The organism is Nocardia spongicola, from assembly GCF_047200775.1.
Taxonomy (GTDB): domain Bacteria; phylum Actinomycetota; class Actinomycetes; order Mycobacteriales; family Mycobacteriaceae; genus Nocardia.
On the sequence record NZ_JBJZOO010000021.1, the window covers coordinates 36,011 to 58,847 of the forward strand.

Here is a 22,837-nt window from a genome sequence, read left to right on the forward strand (position 1 = left end):
ATGGTCTGCCCATCCGCAACACAGCCTTGGGATTGATGTACTCAGGAGCCAACCCGACCGACCGCAGATGATCTTCGAGCTCTCGCAGCTGTGTGTGTAGCTGAGCCCAGTGGCCGCGCAACACAGCCAACTCGGGGTTCGGTCGCGACTGTGCTGAACTGTTGGCCAGCAACGCGTGACCGTCAGCGCGGATCCGATCCAGCTCTTGCACGGTCTGCGACCATTGATAGATCAGCTCGTTGAGCTCGAGTTCCTGTTCAGGGCCTGAAACGCCTGGTCGATCTGCACTTCTAACTCCACGGCCACCGGATCGGCTGCTGTCCTCGGCGTCGCCTGGCCGTCCTCGAGACGCTGCGCGATCAACGCTGTCGCCAACATCTGCCAATACAGATCGGGGACTCTCCCCCACACTCGCACGACGATCTCCCCAGCCAATGGGTTGTCCGGCACCTGGCAACGACGCCACCGCTGCTGGTCTGCCCATTGTGTCGCCGCGATGGCGTCGCTGGTGCTCCGGGATTGATTCACGCGGTGACTTTCTCCCTGTTGAATCGACGTGCTCACTGCTGGTGAGTTCTGCCCGATGCTCATCTGGGCCTGGTTCCACCTCGGCCACAGGTCACTCCTCTTCGAACGAACACCTCGACCGGAGACTTCGGGTATGAGGCCTCGGCATATTGGTGCCCGACGATATGAGAATCAGCCCTTCAGGAGCAGGGGCGAACACACATTTGGTGTGCCATTACCCGACAGAAACGCCAGCATCAGATAGTAGCCAGTCACAATAACGTGATACCTGCTGATCACAGCCAGTGTGATCACCTACTCGAATACACCCGCCCCCTCATCCTCATCACGCGAGATCTGTTGATTAGCAGTCGATCCGGCACAGGCTACAGCATCGATCAACGAAAGACGATCGATGTCAAAATGACGAAACAATTAGCACATGGTGTGCGAGAAAATCACCACAGCGCATTTACGCCATAACGAAAGGGTGTGCATATAATGCGCAAGTGGGCTACACCGATCGGAAGAATCTACTGACAGCCAAGGAGGCCGCCGCGGTGGCCTCCGAGATCGCTGGCGAACACATCGGTGAGATCACATTCCGGTCAGCGATGAGCCGAGCCAAAGACCATCGCTTCAAACCTGTCATCGGTGCAGATCAGCTACTCAAATGGCCGGCATCGGTAGCGCATGCATTCGGGAAGATGAAGCAGCCAGCCGATCGGCTCGAGACCGAAGCCGCCCAGTGGGGTGAACAGCACGGATTGATGACAGAACTGCAGTGTGTCGAAGCAGCCAGGCATCGCGATGACCAGGCTCGCGCGGCCCGCGGCGAACCCGAGTTGCCTGAACTCGAGAAGTTCTCGGTGAACGCGTTCCGGATCGCAGTGTCGAGGAAGACACGCACCAACCCCGCGCCCGATCCAATCACATTTGACGAACTCATCGATGCACAGGTTCCGCTGGAGTTCCTGCAGATGCGATGGTTCCGAACTGCAGAGTACCGAAAGTGGTTGTCGAACAAGCCCGGTAAGGGCAACCGGCAGACCAAGCGACTCGACGACGCTCAGCTTGGTCCAGAGGAGTGGACCGCACGGCGCTGCGCCGAAGAGTCAGGAATGCGTAATGCCTACGACTGGCATCGGCACTGCCGCACACACCCTGAGGCACGTTCGTTGCGGGTGATCATGCGCGGCGGCACCTACATCTGGTACGGGCCGCAAGTTCGGACCTATTTGGCCGCACAGATTCCCCAGAGGGCGCCGCGTAACCGATCCACTTGAGCCAGGGCAGAACTCAACTGTGTGCTGCAGGGACGTCACACCACCGAGTGTGCATCTGCAGCACGCAGTTCAAGGACCACCGAACGTCAACGGTGCAACCAGAAGGACAGGGCTGACAACGACATAGAAACGACACATACACACACGACAACCGAATAGAAACGGAAAAGCCCCCGGAAGTGGTGGTCCGAGGGCATCCCGCATCCCGAAGGGACTGGAGTGGAATCTAAGTCTCAGGATAGCGCATGGGCTGCTTCGGACGCATCCCCCTGTGCACCTTTTCCCGTACTTACTCGCGGCCACAGAGATACACCCGACAGCGCCTCAACTGATACCGAAGGCACTGACTCCCCCGCCATGGTCTGGCGTGCTCTGGCCCCACTGATCGCCGGCCGCCGCTCCATGCGGTTGCTCGACATGATCACCGGTAAATACACCCGGGCCACGCGTCTGAGCAAACATCCCCCCGCTCAGCCCGGCGCAGTCACACTGTTCGACCGTGTCGGGCGTACCCGGGTCCTATCGCTGGACTTCGACGCCAAGACCCACGGACCCACCGCAGTAACCGCGGATATCACCCGCGTCCTGGAATGGATGAGCACATGCGGTGGCCGTGCGGTCACCGACACCAGCACCAGTGGCGGCGCACACATGTATGTGCCTCTTGCCCATGGTGAATCGGTGACACCACGACTGCTGAAACCGCTCCTGCGACTGCTTGCAACACGCTGCCCCACTCTGGACATCACCCACGCACTCAACCCCGACACCGGCTGCCTCACCGTCCCCGGATCGGCCTGCCGTGAAGGAGGCTACCGCGTACTCGACGGAAGCCTCGCCGACGCCGAACAGGCCTTCCTGGACCGCAGCCATCCCCGGCTGATCACCAGACTGATCGAACACCTCGGCGGCATCCAAGCCCCAACCAATCCGTTGCGCCACAGCGATCCCCACACCTCTGTAAAGATCGGTACACGCAGCGATCTCTGGGAAGGACACGGGGACAGCGCATATCTGCGCTCATGCTGGCAGCTGCGCTCTCCGATCCCCTCCCCCCAACAGTTGTTCGCCACCACCGGCACTCTCCCGGTAGACGGGCGTTGGCCTTCCCGCAGCGAAGCTCGCCAAAGTCTGTTGACCGCAGCTGCTTTACGCGGGTTCTCCCTCACCGACATCCGCACCCAACTGCCCTACGCAGGAGGGAACTGGCATGGATTCGCCAACTCCTACTCCAAATACGGCATCAACGCTGAACGCCAACTCCTACGCGATTGGACCGCCGCCTGCCACTGGACCTCACAAACCGCACCCCTATTCCGAGTTACCGGACACAAGAACAAGCACACAGGGGGGGACCCTGCTTCCAAGCACGAAAACCACGCCAGCCCTTCGATCTACGCGCGCTGGCTCGCATACGCCACAGCCTGGGCCGATGCTCATCCGTTCAAACCCGCACGCCGCTCGACGGTGCTCGCGGTACTGCAGGCCCTCGCATACGCTGCATCTCTATCCAGCACCGCAACCGCAGGCACACCGACTGTGGAATTCGGGATCCGATCCATCTCCCTAGCCGCTGGGCTCATGCCACGCACTACCGTCGCCGACACCCTCGCTGAGCTCCGCGACCTACCCGGCGCACCCATCCTGCGTATCCGACGAGCCTCTGGATCATTCGCCGACCGATACGCCCTGGTCACACCTCGCCTTGAAGGGCGCGCCCTCTCCCCTACCCCGATGTCACGGATCCGGGTGGTACCCATCCACGACAGCTGGCAGATCCTCGGCCTGCGCTGTCGCCGCATCTACGAACTCATCACCACAGGCCTCACCTGCCCCGCTGACCTCTTCGCCGCTGCCCACACCACTCCCAGCAGCGGCTACGACATCCTCGACACCCTCGCCACCGCAGGATTAATCACTCGCACCCACAACGAAGTCACCTCTGGTTCGATCAGTCTCGACGACCTCGCAACCATCCACGGCCTCGAACACACACGCATCGAACTCGTCGAAAGCTACCAGCGCGAACGGGCCGAATGGCGAAACTGGCTGTTAGCACATGAAACGGCCCCGCCCGACATCACGGCTGAATATCTTCTTCCCAGGACTCACGTGCCGCCGTGGCAGCACTGGCCGGATGATCACGAGGCGATGTGGTGCTCGGTCCTGTCTGAAGAACCTGGTGGTCCTGCACCTCCTCCCGTCTTGACGGACATGCTTGCCCTCCAACTCCTAATCACCGAGCTCGGTGCTACGGTCCTAGGCTGACAGGAGGGCAGGCACGTTCGTTCAACGAGGTCAGATGGCGGTGGAGGCTGCATCCTCGGCGTCTTGGACAGCTCCGTCCAAGATAGTTGCCGCTTCCGCGGCTTCCTCTATATGTATGGCCTCGATAGTGTCAGCCAGTTCGATCTTCAATGCCTGGTCTACGAGTGCGCTGCGACTGCCCGCACCCCACTCGACAGCGAGTTTGTCGATCAACTCAACATCTTCGTTGATGATTCCACTCAACGGAATTTTGACTTGCGCCTCAGAATGTCGGCGCCGACGAGGCCGTGACGTGTCGACCCTCTTGAACAGTCCACCTTTGCGCTTGGTTTCTGCTCGAGTCTTGAAGTGGTTTGTGATTTCGTCAACATGCTCTTCGATCGCATCCATGACCACTTCACCGAAACTTCGCCCCTCACCCCGACGACCTTTCTCCGCGTGGGTGACTCGACGAATAGCTTTTGCTACCACAGGGTCGACATGCGCTTCAGGCGTGGATGGCGTCGATGCGGCCTTCGTCTTCGCTTTCGCCGCAGATGGCTTGCTACGTTTGCTGACAGCTACGCCATCAGTCGCACCTCGCGTCTGCCGCTTCCCTTTATCGAGCTTGTCCGACCCGATGCCGCGGTCGGTGGCCTCAACCTCCCCGTTGACACCAGCATCATCGTTAACATCCACTGCGGAAGGCACATGCCGCGGGGTTGACTCAACAGCTAAAGACTTCAGTGGGGCAGCAGATTTCGGGGTCTGACCCAGCAGCTCGCTAATGTCATCGAGGTTATCGGAAGCTCCCTCGGTATTAGCGAATCCTCTTCTACCCATCTACGCTTCCTCTTTCGCACGCTCGCCGGACGCCAAGCGCCCGATCACCTCTCGAGTTAACTGCTTGTGATCCGCTGCCAAGGGTCCAGGGTTTCTTGACCACATTTTCTTGGGCTCGTCGTTATCCTCATCAGACACCTCTTCGACCTTGCGCTGAGGGGTGGCAAGTTCGGCCGGGGTCAAGTGCAACCGACGCGCATCGACCGAGGTGGCCTTGTCATGTCGAATCGTGCTCTTGAACGGCGCAATGCCAGTACCTTCGAGAAGTTCATGAACAGTCTGGAACGTAGACGCGTTACGCCTCGTCGCTCGCGGATCACAGTCGAATAGCACCATCCCCATCAACTCGACGATCGCTCCAAGCTTCCGTGCCCGCAGATATCGCTCAGCGAGCTTCTCAGCTCCGTCCAGGCTGGCCTCATCCTCCTTGGTGGGAACTATGAGCCAAGTCGCGATCTCCAAGAGGACATCCAGCAACTGCAGCTCACCCGGCGCCGAGTCGATCAGAACCAGGTCATACCCTTCAGTGTCAACCAGCGAAGTCAGAGAGGTCGACAAGTTGGCCACTGGATCTATTCCATGGTCACTGCTGCTGGTGATGATCGTCGTCGCCAAGGAGAGAAGGTTTCCGCCAGCGATTACGTCGAGGCCCGGACGAACATCGCGTACCGGCTCCAACACCTGACCATACTGAATTGCCATAGCCAACGACTTGCCGTTGTCGCCATCCCTTACGCCAAGGTCTCGCTGTGTGCAGTTGCCTTGAGGGTCAGCGTCGATGACAAGCACACGTTTGCCTGCCTTCGCAACCAACACGGCGATCGCGGCCACGATCGACGACTTGCCCACTCCCCCTTTTCGGTTCGCCACCAGAATCGTTCGTCTCACGGCGTGGACAACACCGCGCAACCCTTGAACTGTCACGCTCAGGGAGGTTACCTGATCTATGCGCATGCAGCCAACCGCTAGCTTGGCGCGTGTTTCGGTAGCCAAAAATGTCACGAGATCTACTTGATAACTTACCTTTTGACCCAGCATACATTTGGTACTTCACGATGGATTAAAGCAGTCCTTAGAGAGGGTCTTCACGTGGGGATTGAAGTCGACAATCCGCCTGTTCGCTCATGGGTACAAAATTAAGATAATCATACAGGTGTATTCAGTGGCGTTCAATATGGGTTCTTTGAAGGCTGTTTTATGGATCTAATTTAAGGATATAAGTAAGATCATCAATCTGTCATTATCAGTGATAATTGCTATGGGATTTGATTGGGCTACTCCCAAGTGCTTCGATATGACATGTCGACAAGTCATTGTTATGACATAACATTAGATACACAGTGAGGCATTGCGATAGGTAGTGAACAAACCCCTACTGAAACCGCTCCCAAAGGCCCTAAGCGTTAGTCTATTAAAGACAGTTAGGCTGTTATCTGTTATGGCCGATTCAAAGATGAAATAGGCAACCATCGCATAACCCGTTGCATAGCTGCACTTAAGGTGCATTCGCGGGGGAATAGTGACCACCCTCTTATAGGAGTTCAAAAAGGCATACTAATAGTTCTTATAGCGTATACACCTGCAACCCTACTTTATCCCAATCATCAGGGACGTTTATATGAACTAATCATCTGCTCATCTGCATACATTTGATTGGATGGATAGTCCGGGAGACTCACACCCCATTCATGTGAACGACTTATGGACCACCCGGAAGGTGGTAAACAATGTTTTACAGAAGTCAGTACATGCACCCTTCGCATAGATGGAATATAAGACGGCTGAGATTGTATCAGAATTCCGCTTTGGAACGCTCCTAATTAGAGCTAATGCGAATACCTTGCTTTCGTCATATTTAAATGTCAAGCAAAATATCTTATATGCTGAAGTGTTAAAGCTATTCGAATGCCCCTTCACTCGTGCTTTATGCAAGGGCATCCATATGACTTTAGTATCATCCCTTCGGTAGACCGAATAGCATGCCAAGTATTGTGGGCTCATGTCAACCATTGCAATGGTTGATTCAAAGTTCCCCGAACGGGACCATTGAGTGACTCTACGGACTTCCATGCAAATACCCGCAGAATGGGGGAGATGGATAGGAGTTCTTACCGTCACGCCTACTGTCGTATCTACTGTCGTATCTACTGTCGTATACAAGGTCGCACACTCGACGTTGCGGCCCCCCTTAGGCCGAGGCTTGGTTAAGTCCCTGTTCACGGACTTAACGGAAAGTTCCCAGGCTGGTGCCGTAGATCTACTCAGCAATCCCTCTCTCACCGCCAACGGCTGTGAGGATCTAACTGGCAGTACACCGCATCGTGCCCAAGACATCATGGATGGTACGAGTGCACTTGGCGAAGAGAGCGTTACACCAACCATCTGCTCACTCCTTTGTCGACTCTGTAGATCGGATACCTTGGCAGGATCATCCGATCCTACGAGATCAGAAGATCTCGAGCGAACTACGGTGCCCTGATCAAAGATCGGCCACTCCACAGACTCCAGGGATCTCGGTGAGGGCAACACATGAGTCATCACTACGCACCGGCAAGTAAAAGGAAGCAGGCCACGGACTTTCTATAACTAGCGTTGCTATAGCGGATGAGGTATGACCTGCCCGTTGCGCGAGGAGACCACTCCTGATCTGAGCGGCCTCCGTGAAGTTCGGACGCACCACTTAGGAGGCATAGGCGGGAGCCCACGACCAGGATGTTCTGGCGGAAACATACGGCGACATCGCGACACAGATCCACTGCGGGACTACTTAGAGTATTGATAGTGATCATCGTGCACTTCACAAAGTATGAACACACTCCCAACCAACAGTTATAACCTGTACAGAGAAGGTAGATTAAGATGCAGCTTGAGCATCCGAGCGAACCCAGTGCGACAGACGCGCCACTCCTTCCTGGCTCACTCACGTCAGAGCTATAGGTCTGAGCTGTCACCCCTGAACCACGATGCTGCCGAGTACAGAGAACCTGGAGACGGAGATACACTCAACCCAGGGAGGGACAACGCCATGCCAGAGGGCCACACATGCGCAAATCGCTACAGCAGATTCACGCTAAACCAGTGAACCAACTACTGCGAACTCTTCGCGGACTTACCACTAGCAGTTACAACTACGACCGAGTCGATTGACGAGTTCGGTTCAGGGAATGCCGTACCAGTAAATCTCCTGGCATCCATGGACGAGTTCCTCAGTCCAGCTGCCCTGCTTATCTCCACCTAACGTCATACTGCTGGGATGCCAAAGGCATCTTCGTCGCCAGCACATGGTCTACCCTAAGGTCTCGTGCTGCATAGACCTCTACCAGTGATAGTCCGCAGACACATACGCCCTCTGTCTAGCGCATTAGCCGACTCGCATAAGCCTCAGCATGTTCACATCAGCATCGAACACCTGCTGCTATGAAGACATTTCTGCGTGTCGTGAGAGCGCTCAACTGAACTTGCTTGCAGTACATGTAACGCTGCACGCAGGTGCACAGACTGAAGCAGAACGAACAGTCCGTAGGCTGCAACCTGGAGGCCAGCATGCTGAGCATCTACATTGCTCATAAGTTGCCATAACTTGGCGCCACATGTCCGATTAGGCGGGATTAGACCCCTAAAGTTGCCTACCGAAAGCCGTTTTGAGGCCTCATTGGCCCGTAGAGCGGCCAGAGGGTCGATCCGGGGCTCTCCCCTTCAAATCCGTAGATCTTCACGCTACGCGGCATCTAGCCAATGCATATGTCCTGACCTGCAATTTCTTGACGAGCTAAGAAACCTTCCCGAACAACTTGCGGACGCAGTCCAGATCGGCAGCACCGAGGTGGACCTCGGTGGCGGCCAGAGCGAGCTCGATCGCGCCGATCGCATCATGCTGATTCACCGTCGGTGAGATATGCCAGTGGTGCTCGTACTTCAACCAGTAGCCCCTACAGCCGACGATCCGCCACGTGCCTCCGGTAGTGGTCTCGAACTCGCTGAAGTCCAACTACCACATCTGATTCGGTCCTGTGGGCTCGCCATCGAAGGCAGCCTTGCGGGCTTGGGTGAGCTGACGGCATTCGCGCTGGTAGGCCGCTGGCAATACCAGACACCTGGCACATCTGGGGCTCAGTCGACTCAGGTTCATCGACTCGACCGGTGCCGGCAACCGGGCACCACGACCCATCATCGCCCGTTGGCCAGGGCACATGGTGCATGTCGACATCAAGGAGGTTGGCAAGATCCCCAATGGTGGCGGCTGGCGCGCCCACGGCGCGGGCTCGGCACAGACCAAGGCCGTCGCCCGTCCAGTTCAACCACGATGAATAAGTCGGTAGGAAAACCAGTTCCACGTCGTTGACTACGGCCTAGGTGCGGACCTCGGCTAGCTTGTGCGGGGAGAAGTTGTCGACGATGACGTAGAGCCTGTCGCCAGGCCAGCGCGCCTGCAGCGACTTCAGCAGCGACAGGAACTCCTGCCACCGTTTACGATCCCGGATCCGATAGTGGAGCTTTCCGGTCGCCAGATCCAGAGCACCGAGTAGGTGCCGCACGCCCTGGGTGCGCTGGTAGGTCGCCCGCAACCGTTTCGGACTCCGGCGAGAAAACCAACCACGAACAGCACTCGTCCACACAGACCACTCGCCCGCTGGCAGGCAGATGGTTGTAGAGATCCAGAACCTGGTTCATCTTCGTGGTGAACTTGGGATCGGTACCGGCTCTCCACGTCTTGACCGCCTGCCACGACACCCCTCGGCTTCAAGGGTCTGATGCAGAGTTTCGCGGCTGATCTCGGCGATTCCGTTGTTGATCAGTACTTCGCGTAGTTTCGACAGGCTCCGTGTCGAGAACGGCCAACCCAGGTCCCGCGGGCAGCACCGGGCGATGCATGCGATCGGGGTCACTGCTCGCACGAACACTACAGCCACAGCGAGTCAGTCTTGCTCGGGGATGCCCTCTATCGTGTAATAGGTGGTCGGGATTTCCTGCATGGCGCGGGAGTCGAACCCTGTCGGAGAGGCCATTCGGAGATCTCTTACTTACTATTCGGTGCGACGGAAGCCGCATTGTCGCAGTAGCCGGGCCAAGGGAGCCCGGCACCGACGTGGCCCTATCGATGGTAGAGGAGCGTGGTAGGCATGGATGCACGGCGTCTGACCGTCATGGTCCATCGGGCGACGTCGAGGGAACTCTGTGGGATTCGCCGGGCTGTCCTGCATCGAGTTCCTACTTGAGGAACAGTGACCGAATATCGTGACTTATGCGACATGCATCCTGTTTATCCGATTTCCGTTTCGGCTTGCGCCGCGGCAACCAGGTCGCGGGGTTCCACACGCAGCACCTTGCAGACGACGTAGAGTCGACGCACAGTAATGCGGTACGCACCGGATTCCATCCGCATGATGGCTTTCTTGCTGGATCGGGTCTGCTTGGCCAGCCGTTTTCGGCTCCATCGGCGTCGGCGGCGGTGGGCGCGGATCTGAGCACCGAGGGCCTTGTTGATGTCGATCGGTTTTACGCGGGTGATGGTGTCCGGGGTGCGTTGCTTGTCAGCTGTGAGTGAGGTATCCATATGGCTCATTCTCGGTGGTAGAGGGTAGGGCTCTGCTATACGATGCCTCACGCTGACCGCAGCGCCGCTGGCACGTACGCGAAAGTGTCTGACACACTATGTATCTCTCGATACGGGTCGTTCTGGACATCAATCGCGATCCCGTTGCGATTGATGAGCTACCACCGGAACAGAGGGAGTAGATCGAACGAGTCGTACGCGCATGGCGCGCAGAGAGGGACCGCTGGCAAAGGGACATGTCCAACGACTTCAAGTTATTACGAGCATATGAATCGGCTTCGGTGATGAACTCGTTCGCGGTTCAACATTCTGCGTATAACGTCCATGTGGTGTGCTCGACTGGTGGCATCTGCAGCGGTGTAGGAGCGTGGCCGTGCAACAGTGATGCGGCGGCGTGTAGTAGCTGCTTCTGCTCGCTGGATAGCCTCTTCGCTGGGGGAGGGCGCGGTCCAGTCCATCTTCGTTAAGCGCGACAGAAGGAATGCCTGAGGCTTTTTGATGCTATTCGGCCAGTTCCAGCCACGAGTTTGGGTGTCGAGTGTCAGTCGCTTGGCGATATCGCGCCCGTTGTAGCGGGTCACGTCGATGCCCGCGGCCGCGATTGCGTCGGCGATCGCTCCGATGTGGCCATGGGTCAGCCCGTGGCTGTGGTGGACGAGTTCAGCAGCGGCTCGTTGAAGATTCAGCGGTCGAGGGGTAGCTCTCGCTGTTTTCTTGGTGGAATTTTGTCCTCTACGCGCCTGCGTGCGCTTTGGTGAGTACTTTCTATCAGGAGATGAACTACTAACCCCCCTGAAGGGGGGTAGCTCGCCACGGCCACTGACCTGGGGATTGTTCACCGTGTACTTCTCGAGGCCGGTCCTGTGTTCGAGCGTCCGGCGTTGATGAACGGAAGTCGCACGTAATGGTGCCACGTTTCGCGGAGTAGTCAGGACCCACACCGAGCTGGCGTGAGTTTGCCAGCTGCCATGGTGTGCCATCGCTGCGCGGCGCTCTGCGGGAGACAGGATCCTGCCCCGTGCTACCTCTACGGCCATTCCCAAGTCGCTGAAGACACGTCGTGCGCGTGACACGACACGTTCGCTGACGCCCGCTTTGCGCGCCAGGGTGCGGTTGGAGGCAGTGACGTCGCGGCCTGTGGCACTGGACGCGACCTTAGACAACGCAACTGCTACCGCAACCGCACGCTTCTCTGACAACTTCTGAGCGGCACACAGCTGTTGGCCGTGTTCGCTGCGGACTGCTAACCGCAATTGCTCCAGCCACCGGTCGCGGCTTGTCCACGCGGGAATACGCGCGAGGGTATTCGAGGCGACCGGGATTGACCACGATCGGCCGCGCTGGTCGATGTTGAGGTGCTCGGTCCGGCGGGGTTTTCCGGACCTGGTGATGACGGATTGATCACAAACCTCCGGTTGCGGATCATTATCTGCCGCAGTGTCCGCAAGGCATGCGCTACCCTTAGAGCTGCCCATTCCTGGCAGTCCTTTCATGGGACAACAGCAACACCCGGGATCGACTCCTAATCGATTCCCGTCGGACGATCGAGGGGTTTCCTGGGCCCCTCGCCAGCGAAGCCCCTCGGATCAGAAGGGGTTTCCTGGTGTCCACGGCGGGTGTCGCCGTGATGGATATGAAGTTTGGTTTCTGGCGCTGAACTATCAGCGCATGTAGCCACCTCCTGGAGATGCGAGTTGTCCAGCGAAGCTGTCTAGCCGCTGCCTGGAACCGGAGGTCGGAGAATCTGTACACGCCCCACTGCTGGTGGTTGTACAACCTGCTCTGTGGGGAAGCCGGACAGCAGCTGTGATCTGGCCGGGGGATTGCTGCCTGTTTCGATGAGCCGATCGGTTAGTTCCGATGGTCGAGGGCAGCTCTGGTTCGAATGTGGTAGTGGTGGCAGTCGCGTGTCGAGGTTGAATCGCATCGGACAAACCGCTACCGTGAGATCTGCTCAACTTGCAGAACCCTTCTGGAGGTTGTGCACCGCCCCCCTGCTTTGCCCGGAAAAGCTATTCAGGGGGGCGTTGCTATGTCTTGTAGTTGTCGCGTGGTGTGTCGTTACGCTGCAGCGTCGTCGCCGATCGGCAGGACCTCCTGTTCAGACAAGGTTCGCTGCCTCTTGATGGCATGTGAGGGATCGAGCAGGTCGGGACGTTGTAACCACTGCGCGGTCATCGTCGCGACCAACTGTTCCAGGGAGACTCCACGGTCAGACGCTTCTTGCCACAGCGCGTCGTACACGGCGCGGGAGGCTGGGAGTGCACCGACATCGTGAAAGTCGATCGCGTCTGCGGGACGTTCGCACCACAACGCGATCAAGTCAGCGACCAGCGGTCCAACCATGCTCTTGGTGTAAACGGCGTCCGCTGTTCCTTTTATCGTCCGATGCACACCCGGTGCGAGACGTGGCTGAGCTAGCACTCGCTCGCCGCCGTGTTTCTGTGTCTGCCCCATGTGTCACATCCTGCCTGTGTGATCGGATTGCAACAAACCGACACGCCGCAATCTGATTGCGCAAATCTCATGGTTGTCCCTTCGATCTGGCTGAGGAGGGCTGTGTCAGGTTTGGCGGAGTTCCGGTAGCGAGGGTGTGGGGGAGTCCGCCTCGGCTCCTGGCGAGGGGTTGGTGTCTGCGGAGAGTTCTTTGGCTGCACGATTGATCGCTTTACCTATCCCCTCGGACATCTTGTGGTGGATCGCGAGGGCGATACCGACCATGACCGGTGCAACACTGTGGACCGCTGCTTCTGTTGCATCCCAGTTCTTCAGGTAGGGGTAGGTATTCAGTCCGATGGTCATCAGCAGTAATCCGATTTCGGCCCAGACGATGTGCTCGGGATCAGCATCCCATTCGACGAGCATGGGTTTGCCGACCATGATGAGCACCAGCATGATTGAGATCATCGCTTCGAGGAGGTAGCTGAACCAGTACAGCGGATCGGAGGGTGTGGCTGCACCGGCGATATTGTGCTGTACGTTGCTGGCCGACCATGCCATGCCGCAGAACACAGCGAATGCTGCGCCCAAGTTGGTGGCTACCTGTAGGCGATGCAATGCCGCCAGCGGTGCACCCGGACTGGCCTTGCGGCGCAGCGCTGACAGCGCTTTGCGAGTATCGCGGCGATCTCGGTGGTCGGCTTTAGCCAGTTTCGCTTCGGTAGCTCGGCGGCGGTCTTCTGCTTCCAGGTCAGCTGCGATGTTCTTTTTTCGCTGTTCGCGAAGCTGATGGCGAGCCCACTCGGCCAGCTTGCGTTCCTCGGCCCATTCGGCATCCGACAGCTCGTCCAGGTCCTCAGCCCGTTTCGTGATGTCGCTGACTGTGGCTGGTGTAGTTGCGCTCTGACGCTTCACCAGTTCGCGTGGCGGTGCGCGGAGTTCACCTGTGGTGGTGTTTGTGCTCTGGTCTTGCTGTCCCGGCCGTGCGGTGTCACCGGCAGCGCTGTTTTCGTGCTCTGTGTCTGGGTTATCAGCTGGATCGGGTGTGGCCAACTGGGGCATCTCGGTGCGGGTGAGTGCTGCAGATCCGTTTCGGCTGTTGGTGTTCTGCGGCGCATGACTCCATAAGGAGAAGGTTTCGAGCCATTCTGGGCGGACTGGAGTAGCACCGTCGTGCTCCGTGCGCATCTGCTCGAGCAATGTGACGATATACGGCTTGATCTCGGGAGGTGCCCCCTTTCCTGACCGGATGGCGATGGCCCACTTCTTCCACGGATTGTTCATCGGCCCGGAGACCTTGGTGTTCTTGTCTCCAGTGTTGCCGGTCAAAGCGATGAGCCAATTGGCGACCACTTTCGCTGTGAGGCCTTCCTTCTCCTTTCCGAGGACTTCGACGGGGATATCGGCACTGAGCACAGTGCATGCGTAGAACACTCGTTCGGCACGAGTGGTGAGTGTCCCCAGCTTTTGGCGATGCTTCCCACTGGGATCGAGCTCATCTGCCAGCTCTGGATACGGGAGTCTCAGGGAGGTGTGGGTGGTGATGGACCCAGGGGAGAGCGGTGCGGGCTGTTGCGGGGGCTTCGCATCTTCGGCTCCACCGCTATCGCTGGTGATGGTGTCAACGTTGTCGAGGCCTTCGGCGAATGTGGTCAAGGGTCCACCTGATTCCGGGAGTGCAATCTGGTTGTTTGCATCGCTCGCGGTCGCATGGGTCTGGGTGACTCTGGCGGGTGTGTGTGCTGAGTTCGCTTCGGAGGTCCTCGGAACGTCAGAAACTAGCATTCTAGAATTCTAACACTATGCATATGAGGTGGGGGCAGTGGCGAACTGCCCCGGCTACCCCGAGCTCTGCCGCCAGGAGAGTAGAGCTACCCCAGCTGCCGCTACCCTCTGCGGAGAAGAGCGCTGACCGGATACCCCAGCATCCATTGCTGAAGTGCAGGGTTCTGCACCGCCGGGAGACTGTCACCGATCTGAGGATCGGTCGGACGGGAGTAGTGCCCCCACCAGGAAAGGACGGGCGCGGGCAAGCTCGGCGTCCCAGTTCCGCCAGGTGTGGGCACCGACCGGAGGAAAGCTGTAGGTAGCCGCGATTCCCAGACTGTCCAAACGGGCTTTGAACCGGTGAGTGGTAAGGGCTGCACCCGCCTCCAGGCCCATTGCCCCCGCTACTGTGGCGGATGCCGACATACTGCTGAAATCCCTGGGGGAGGGCAGTCCTGGTCCTGCCGCGATATAGAGGGCTGCCCCCACCAATTTCGGGGCAGCCATGTAGGGATCGAGGTCATTCCATCGAGGACTTTCCGGAGGAGCGAGGGCATCGGGGTCGTGCCCGGCTTGCCAGGTGACAGCGCGCACAGCTTCACGCATATCGGGGGTATGCCAGTCCAAGATGCCGGAGAATGCGGCTGCGGCAGCGAATTGGTCGCGATGGTGCGCGATGAGCGTCAACGCCGAACTGGCGCTCATCGATAACCCGACTATCCCGTTGCCGGTGGGTGAGACCCCATATCGCGCCAGATAGTCGGGTAGTTCAACGGTCAGGAATCTCTCCCACCGGTAGGTGACCGAGCGCCCTTGCTCCATGGTCGGCGCTGACCAGTCGGCATACCAGCTTCCAGGTCCGCCGACCGGCATGACCAAGGTGATGTCATCCTCGGCGAAGAGTGTACGTGCCGCAGTCTCGGCGACCCAGCCGTTGGTATCGGGCCGTGCGCGCAGGCCATCGAGCAGATATAGCGCTGTCGGGCCGCAGTGGCGAGCCCACTGCACCTGAACAGTGATCAACCCCATGTCCGAGGGCACCGCCAGCGTCTCGAAGCGGCCCGCCGGCATCCGGCATCCATCGCGTGGAACCGCGGCTGCAGGTACGGCCACGACCGTCATTATTGTGGCGATTACAACGGTGAAAACCAGGATCCAGCACTGCGATGTTCGACTCGACCACGATTGCACAGTGGAGCTCCAAAAAGTGACGACGGTTATGACCGCGTGAAACCCCTTGCGGCCAGGCGTCCTTCGGCGTGGGCGCCTACCGAATCATTGAATCCGGTGTTCACGTGATCCTGCTGTGCCGATCACACCCGGGGTGTGGCTTGTAATCGCATGCGCGGTCTCGCGAATCGTTCGCAGGGAACGGCGCACCAGCCCGGTTGATACATCGATGGCCTCTCAAAGCCCGAGATTCATGTCGACTTGCTCGCTGGTGGTGGGCAGCGGCTCGCCGGTTTCGGTGACCGGGGGCGCTACCACTGGCGGTGCTGCGGACGCACGGACACGTTGTTCGGCGGCGGCGTCGGCAGGGGACAAGGTGCGGCGGCGGCGCTGCTCGAGCATCGCCGCCGCGAGGTCGTTGGCCGCATGGGCAGCATGCGCCTCGGCGTGTTCACGGAGCTGGCGATCGCGGGCATCGTCATGCTCGGCCGCCGCCAGTTCGGCAGCGAGAGCGCCGGTGTCAGCGGCACGGGCCAGTAGCACCTCCCATCGATGTGAAGGTGCACCCACTGCTGCAGCAGAGTCGAGTGCGAGATCGGCGAGGTGACGCAGACTCGCCTGATCCGGATCCGCGTCGGCAGCGGCTATAGCGCGTTGCGCTGCGGTGATTGCCGTGACCTGGCGCTCTAGCCGTTCATGAGCGTCACGAATTTGCTCCACCCGTGACACCGAGGGAGTGAACAGCGGGGATATGTGGGTGTTGGTTTGGCGCAGTGTGCGGACAATCTTGTCGAGGTCGGCGTCGCTGCGCAACCGGATCGGGTCGGCTTTCATCTGTGCCGCCACTTTTTCGTCATCGACCGATTGTTCGTCGTGTGGGTCCAGTGATGGCTCGACGGTGCCTGGTTGGGGTTCGTCGAACGGGAAGGGGGCCACTGGCGCGGTGATTTCATCGAAAAACGCGAACGATACCCCAGCGATCCGATCGACCTCGGTGATCGCTTCAGCTCGGGTGATCGCCCGACTGGCCTGCAGTACCGCAGCAGCCTCCCAGCGTGCGCGGTTGAGATACGGCGGAAGTCGCCGGGCCTGTTCACGGGCTTCGACCATCGCGGCCATGGCCAGGTCGTCGGCGAGCAGCCGCATATTGTGCACGTCAGCCTCCTCGACCACGCCGTCGGCTCCCGCGGCGTCCTCGAGTTGCTGGCGGGCGGTGAGCGCGCGGTCCCGTAGTTGTTCTGCCCAGTTCCGCGCATCTTCGGCAAGCAATCGCGCCTGGGCGATATCGGCGTCGACCTCGGTTTCGGCACGGTCGGCCACTGCATGGCGATACTCTGCGAGTACTGCGTCTAGTTGGGTGCGCACACCTGGGTCACTGGTACTGGTGTTCACCTTGTCTTGCAACCACGCCAAGAATTGGTCGTCGGCTTGCTCAGGTTGCGCCCGTAGTGCCTGCCCGTAGGCGTCCTCGGCGGCCGCGGCCTGCACATGCGCCTCTTCGTAATCTTGCTGGGCATCGCGCCAGGCCACCACTAAGGGCCGCAAGGCATCAACGCGTTCTCGGCAATGCGCGATCAGAGGTGTGGCGGCGAGCTGGTGTTCACTGCGATCTTCTCGGTAGGCGTCCCGCGCTTCGATATAGCGAGCGTGGGCAGTGAGAAGGTCGCTGTGTATCCGCACTACACGCGCGATCGGGTCCATCCCCGGGTACAGCTGGTCGGTGCGAGAATCCTCGACGTGAATCCAGGTATCGTCCTGTTCTGAATCAGCGTCCTCGACGTCCTCGACAGCAGGCGCTGATTTGGTGCTGTCGTCGTCGAAGTGAATTGTGTCCCAAGAGAAGAAGAACGGATCTGTCGGCGGGTCGACTTCCTCCCCGGATCCGCGGTGCGCATCAGCTGTGGCGTCGGATCTCGTATCGGCTGCCCCGCCGGTCTCGGCACCGAGCTCCAGCAGCGCACGCCGCAAAGCATCGGCGTAATCGATAGCGGCAGTGTCGGCACCGGGATGAGCAGGTGGCATCGGACACAGCCCGGAAGGGCGTGGGAGATCACGCAAAGCACGGAACCGAATTGTCCCGCTGCTGAGGAACGCGGCAGCGGGTGTGGCCGCTGCGACGGACACTAATGGCTGCTCGGTATCGGCCGGTGCTGTTTCGGCGACACCGAGATGAGCAGCGATCCAGGTATCTGCTCGGGCACACAACAGTGCCGCTGCATCGTGGGCAGACAGCAGTACCACCATGTCGCCGCGGGTGATGTCGGCAACCAGCTGGCCCGGTTCCAGCCCGTGCGAGTGAGCGAGCGCGATCGTTTCCAGTAGCTGCGGCCAATGGTCGCCGCTGACGACTTGATGCACCACCGCGGTCGGCATCGACCGATCGAGAAGGTGACGGGCATGATCCAGGTTCAGCCGGTGGGCATAGTAGTCGTACTCGGCGATCAACCGGGCGCGTCGATCTGCGGAGACATCGGGATCATTCGCGGTGTCGAAGCCGACATCATCACCGAGGGGGAGCAGAGCATCCGGCCGGACCGGGGTTTCACCGATCAACCGGATCCGCAGCCGCTCAGCGTAGTCGGCGAGCTCGATGTCGATGCCGGGATAGCGTGGCGGCATCGGTGCCGCGGCATCGACATCGAGCTCACGGACCGATGCTGCGGAATCGAGGTGCCCGGCAAGGAGACGGTCGGCGCGGGCGCACAGTACCGCCGCGGCGTCGCGGGCTGTGAGCAGACTGTACCCCTGCTCATCAGCACCGCTGTCGGTGACGATCCTGTTGATAAGCCAGCCCGCACTCACCCCGAGATGCTCGGCGCCGGTGAGGGTGTCGGCGAGGGTGTCGAAACCGTCGGTGTCGCGGACCAGTCGATACAACACGGTGGGTAGCGCTCGGTCCAGCAGTCGCTCGACCCGGGAGCGGCCGAGGAGTTGGCAGGCCCGGGTATAGATCGCATTCAGCCGCTGTGGATCCTCGATCCGCGCCTGCTCGCTACGCATGACCTCTGTTGCGGAGATGTTGTCGTCTTCTCGGGCACACACTGACGCGAAAACCTCAGCGGCCATGGCGGGTTCGTCAGGGGTGCGCTCCAGTGGAGGTGGGTCGGGCAATGTGTCGGTGGACAGATACAGTCCGTTCCACAACCGTCCGCGCGAAAGCCCCACATACGCCAGAGCGCGACCCAGACTCGTACCCATCAACAGGTGCGCACGATCGACGGTTACCCCTTGCGCGCGATGCACTGTGCAGCTGTAACCCAACTCAACATCGGCAGTGACATACCAAGCAGGCAGGTGCACGCGACCGTGGTGGTCGGCACCGAGCACAGTCAGCGACCCGTCCTGATGCACCGTCATCACCTGCCACCGGTCGCCGTTGGTGACCGGCCCGCCATCACGGGAGCCGCCGAGGATACGTAGTTTGCCTTTGTTACGGCGGGTGACGATGATGTCGCCGACATACCCGCGATGTCCATCGGACAGGCACGTCGATGCTCCGGTGAGGTCGACGACGCCACGCTCGGCATAGGCGGCCTGAGCTGAGCCGTTGAGCCGGAACACATCCTCGAGGGTGGCGGCCATCATCAAGCTCGACACCCCGTCATCGAGGTCATGCAGGTGCGCGGCGAGCATTTGTGCACGCAGTTCGCTTGTCAGCCCAGACTGGACCCGGTCGTGATCGGAGTAGAAACGCCACGCTTCGGTCGGGTCGCCGTTGCGGACATGAAGGCTGGCAGCAGCCTCATCGGGATCGGTGAAGCGCACCACAGTATCGAGTTCGGGGGCTCGGGTCTCAGCGCAGACCAGCCGCAGTGCGCCACCGGCTTCCACGGCCGAGAGTTGCCAGGGATCGCCTACCCACCGCACCACCGCTCCGGCGGCGTCGGCGAGTTGCTGCACCGCATCCAAGTCGGCGGTGGCTGCCATTCCGGCTTCGTCGATAAGAATCATCGCTCCACGCGGAATCGGGGCAGCAGTACCTTGCCTATGAGCCCACAGCAGCGCTGCGATAGTGTCGGCGGGTATCCCGATCTCCGTGGAAAGCACCTGCGCCGCGCTCTTTTGCGGGCTCAATGCGAGCACTACCCGCCCGGTCGACCGCCACGCCGCTACCGCTGCGGCCAGCGCCGTGGTCTTGCCTGCACCAGCCGGGCCGACCGCCACAGCAAGCCGGGTTCCGACGGTGCACAAGTGCTCGACCACCCGCCGCTGCCCGACAGTCAGCCTGTGCCCCGTGCCCTGTGCGGTGGATCTCGCGTGTTCGACCGCGGCGATCGCCGCGGTGACCTCGGCGGCGGTGAGGAATTCGGGGCTGGGTTCGTGTGCTGCCTGCTGTAGCCGCGCTTCAGCGTCCAGGACCGCTTCGCTGGTGTAGCGCACAGTGGTCAGCGCTGGAGCATCGAACTGGTTCTCACCGTTGCTGCGTTGCAATGCGGCCGGTACCGGGTCGGGATCGACCGATAGGCACATGCTGTGTCGATCGCGTACCAACGCCACCACTTGCTCGACCGCGGCACGCTGGTCGTCATCGCTGTCGAACACGCAGACCCCGACCCGATCCTCGACCGCGGCACGGATATGGGTCTCAGTCCAGGTCGCGCGGTGACGAGCAACGGTCTCGATCACCTCCAGGGCGGTCGTATCCGGATCGAATCGGACCCGAGCTTCAGCGATCTCGTGATCGCGAACCTGCGCGACAACCCCGACATGGTTATCCGGGTCCAGCAGCTGCAACATCTGCTCGCCCGCACGGCCTCGCTGCGTGGCGGTCGCAAAGTGGTAGCCCTGTAATTCGTTATCGACCGCTGCCTGCAGCACCGTTCGGTCACGAGCGCAGACGGCGTGATAACCGGCCGTGACACCAGCTGCCAGTGCCGCTGAACGAGCATGAAATTGGTGTGGCCGCTCGGATCCGGCTGGTTCCTCCAGCAGATTTGCGACGAATTGCTTGCCGCTGCGGTCATCTCCGATCGAAGCCAGCCATGTGGTAGCACGCAGATCCCACTCTGCCAGCATCTCGGTCAAGGTCCGGGGCAGTGGCTTGCCGCCACGCGTGACCAATGTCGCTTTTTCAGCGAGCCTGATCTGTACATTCTTGCTGGGAGAGCGGCCGTGACGTCGGGTGTATTCAGCCACCAACTGCTCGGTGACGGTTTGGATCTCGGTGCGGCGACGGGAGAACTCATCATTCAATTCCTGTGGAATGCATGCGATTTCGAGTACAGGTTTCTTTCCTCGTCCGCGTGATCGTTCCTCGACCCGCACACCGAGCCGCCGCGACAGCTTGCCCATGATCGTGGCGTTGTAACGACATGAGAGCATCGACGCTGCTGCGTGCAACGCCCGCGCATCCATGCAACTCCAACGCCCGTCCACGCCCAGCACCTTCGTGCTTATCACCGCATGGGTATGCAAGTTCGGGTCGCCACATCGATTGTCGTAATGGGTGTACAACGCAACCGTCCAGCCGGCAGTATCGATCGTGCGGACCCCATCCCGCCCGCGTTTTGCCAGAGCGAAGGCCTGCTCACCATAGGACAGTGTTTCGTGCACCGATTCCATGTGCGCCTGCCACACGATCTGGCGCACAGCGGGGCTACCGAGCCCGAACAACACCCCCGCCGCGCTTTTGGGTGCAGTGAATACGCAGTCATAGCCGGACACCGGTTTGCGCTTGCGTCGACCTTCCGCGGCGAGGGACTTTTGAATCTGCTGCTCGGTCGGTACAACCCCAGCCGCGTCTGTCAGGAACTGCCGCGCTGCCTCTGCCTGCATACGCGACCACTCTTGGCGGGTCGGAGCGCGCAGGTTGTGGTCAACGAACTCAGTGAGCAGTTGTTGGTGCAGCCGACCGACCGGCGTCTTGGATGCGCGCAACGTGTACAACGGCGAACCGATCTGCCCAGCAGCTAACGCATCCGCGGGTGGCGTACCGTCCGCGATGGCCGCATTGATCAGTTGATCGGCGTTGGGATGCATCCCAGCGCCGAATAGCGCCCGCATCTGTGCCTCACTGACTTGACCGCTCACGCCCATGGCAGTTGCGCCGCGCCCGAACCACTCGCCCGGCGGAGTCCCGTTCAGGTCGTAGAACTGCGAGAAATCAGGTCGGTCATCGATATCGCCGACGGCCACCGACTTACTCAGATACGAATACCCGTCGCCCCTATGCAGCACATGGAGCGTCATCACCACTTCGACGTTAGGAACCCGCACGCCACGCATCTGCTGATTCCGGACGCCATGTGTGACACCACCTGGTAGTGGATGCGTCTACCGCAGGGAATGCCAGGGCGACACCTTCACGGACTGAACACTGGCCACGTGGCGGTAGCCGAGTGAACCGACCCGACCACTCGGCGATTTCGAATATCAGGAACATCAGTGAGGTCGGCGCGGTGTCGACATCACCCGCTTGTCAGTGGTCAGAAACGGTTTCAACAGCCGAGATGCCGAAGCTCGCCGAGGAACGTCTCGGTAGCCGCAGTGAGGTTCTTCATCAGATCCAGGGCGCCGACTGGCCGCTCCCCGAACCCTGGGGCGTCAATATGCTCGATGTATGCCGCCACACCCGGGACATCGACCCACTTCGGGCCCGATCCCCAGAGGCCCTTCATCACCCGGGTACGACCCAGGACAGCGCCGTCGACGATCGGCTCAGCCGATACGGGAAGTTCGGTGATCGGCCTATTGTCGCAGTCGAATGTCACGGTGCCCACCGTCACCAGCACATGCAAGGTTCGGTACTGCTCGGACGGTGGCGGTGTCTTGACCCTCGCGACGGATTCCGCGATCACCATCGAGGAATCGAGGGGGTCTTTGCGCGATCGCACCCTGAATGAGACCGCGTCGCTGTTTCGGTAGGTCTCGATCTCCGTCTGAAGCTCGGCGAGGTGCTTCTTAGCCCTCGACAACTTCGCATACGCACTCTGCACAACATGAAGATATGGCCGGCGCTCGGGGTGCACCAGATGATTACCGCACCAGCGACTCCAGATCAACACGCGCCCTACACAGCATCGCC

At 60.0% G+C, this 22,837-nt stretch carries 13 protein-coding genes and 1 pseudogene; 3 read left to right on the forward strand and 11 right to left on the reverse strand.

Annotated elements, in window-relative coordinates:
* Positions 1-231: 231 nt before the first annotated feature.
* Positions 232-528 carry a hypothetical protein gene (locus ACL02S_RS22245; RefSeq protein WP_412804425.1) on the reverse strand — a complete coding sequence of 99 codons (297 nt, stop codon included), beginning with the start codon at positions 526-528 and terminating at the stop codon, positions 232-234.
* A 488-nt stretch (positions 529-1,016) separates the two neighbouring features.
* On the opposite strand from ACL02S_RS22245, the gene ACL02S_RS22250 reads away from it, so the two are divergent.
* A complete protein-coding gene (locus ACL02S_RS22250) occupies positions 1,017-1,793 on the forward strand; it encodes a hypothetical protein (RefSeq protein ID WP_412804426.1) in 777 nt (258 codons plus the stop codon).
* A 357-nt stretch (positions 1,794-2,150) separates the two neighbouring features.
* Positions 2,151-4,061 (forward strand): hypothetical protein, encoded by a 1,911-nt coding sequence (locus ACL02S_RS22255; protein ID WP_412804427.1) that lies wholly within the window; start codon positions 2,151-2,153, stop codon positions 4,059-4,061.
* A 30-nt stretch (positions 4,062-4,091) separates the two neighbouring features.
* Here the strand turns inward: ACL02S_RS22255 and ACL02S_RS22260 are convergent, their stop codons facing one another.
* The 3 genes from ACL02S_RS22260 to ACL02S_RS22270 form a co-directional block, all read right to left on the reverse strand.
* Entirely contained in the window at positions 4,092-4,883 is a 792-nt protein-coding gene (locus tag ACL02S_RS22260; RefSeq protein WP_412804428.1) for a hypothetical protein, read from the reverse strand.
* Positions 4,884-5,921 (reverse strand): ParA family protein, encoded by a 1,038-nt coding sequence (locus tag ACL02S_RS22265; protein ID WP_412804429.1) that lies wholly within the window; start codon positions 5,919-5,921, stop codon positions 4,884-4,886.
* A 2,731-nt stretch (positions 5,922-8,652) separates the two neighbouring features.
* On the reverse strand, positions 8,653-8,871 hold the full coding sequence (locus tag ACL02S_RS22270) for a hypothetical protein (protein WP_412804430.1): 219 nt from the start codon (positions 8,869-8,871) through the stop codon (positions 8,653-8,655).
* Between the two features lie 97 nt (positions 8,872-8,968).
* Between ACL02S_RS22270 and ACL02S_RS22275 the strand changes: the two are divergent.
* Positions 8,969-9,172 (forward strand): annotated as a pseudogene (locus ACL02S_RS22275) (IS481 family transposase); the annotation flags it as partial.
* A 60-nt stretch (positions 9,173-9,232) separates the two neighbouring features.
* Here ACL02S_RS22275 and ACL02S_RS22280 read toward each other — a convergent pair.
* The 7 genes from ACL02S_RS22280 to ACL02S_RS22310 all read right to left on the reverse strand — a co-directional run bounded on the left by ACL02S_RS22280 (position 9,233) and on the right by ACL02S_RS22310 (position 22,748).
* A complete protein-coding gene (locus tag ACL02S_RS22280; RefSeq protein WP_412804431.1) occupies positions 9,233-9,448 on the reverse strand; it encodes a hypothetical protein in 216 nt (71 codons plus the stop codon).
* A 695-nt stretch (positions 9,449-10,143) separates the two neighbouring features.
* A complete protein-coding gene (locus ACL02S_RS22285) occupies positions 10,144-10,437 on the reverse strand; it encodes a helix-turn-helix domain-containing protein (protein ID WP_412804432.1) in 294 nt (97 codons plus the stop codon).
* A gap of 2,061 nt (positions 10,438-12,498) precedes the next feature.
* Positions 12,499-12,894: a hypothetical protein gene (locus ACL02S_RS22290; protein WP_412804433.1), complete on the reverse strand. Its 396-nt coding sequence runs from the start codon at positions 12,892-12,894 to the stop codon at positions 12,499-12,501.
* 105 nt (positions 12,895-12,999) lie between these two features.
* Entirely contained in the window at positions 13,000-14,532 is a 1,533-nt protein-coding gene (locus tag ACL02S_RS22295; protein WP_412804434.1) for a hypothetical protein, read from the reverse strand.
* Between the two features lie 312 nt (positions 14,533-14,844).
* Positions 14,845-15,756 (reverse strand): alpha/beta hydrolase, encoded by a 912-nt coding sequence (locus ACL02S_RS22300; RefSeq protein ID WP_412804435.1) that lies wholly within the window; start codon positions 15,754-15,756, stop codon positions 14,845-14,847.
* 294 nt (positions 15,757-16,050) lie between these two features.
* Positions 16,051-22,002, reverse strand: a complete 5,952-nt coding sequence (mobF, locus tag ACL02S_RS22305) for a MobF family relaxase (RefSeq protein ID WP_412804442.1) — start codon at positions 22,000-22,002, stop codon at positions 16,051-16,053.
* A gap of 248 nt (positions 22,003-22,250) precedes the next feature.
* Entirely contained in the window at positions 22,251-22,748 is a 498-nt protein-coding gene (locus tag ACL02S_RS22310) for a hypothetical protein (RefSeq protein ID WP_412804436.1), read from the reverse strand.
* Positions 22,749-22,837 lie beyond the last annotated feature (89 nt).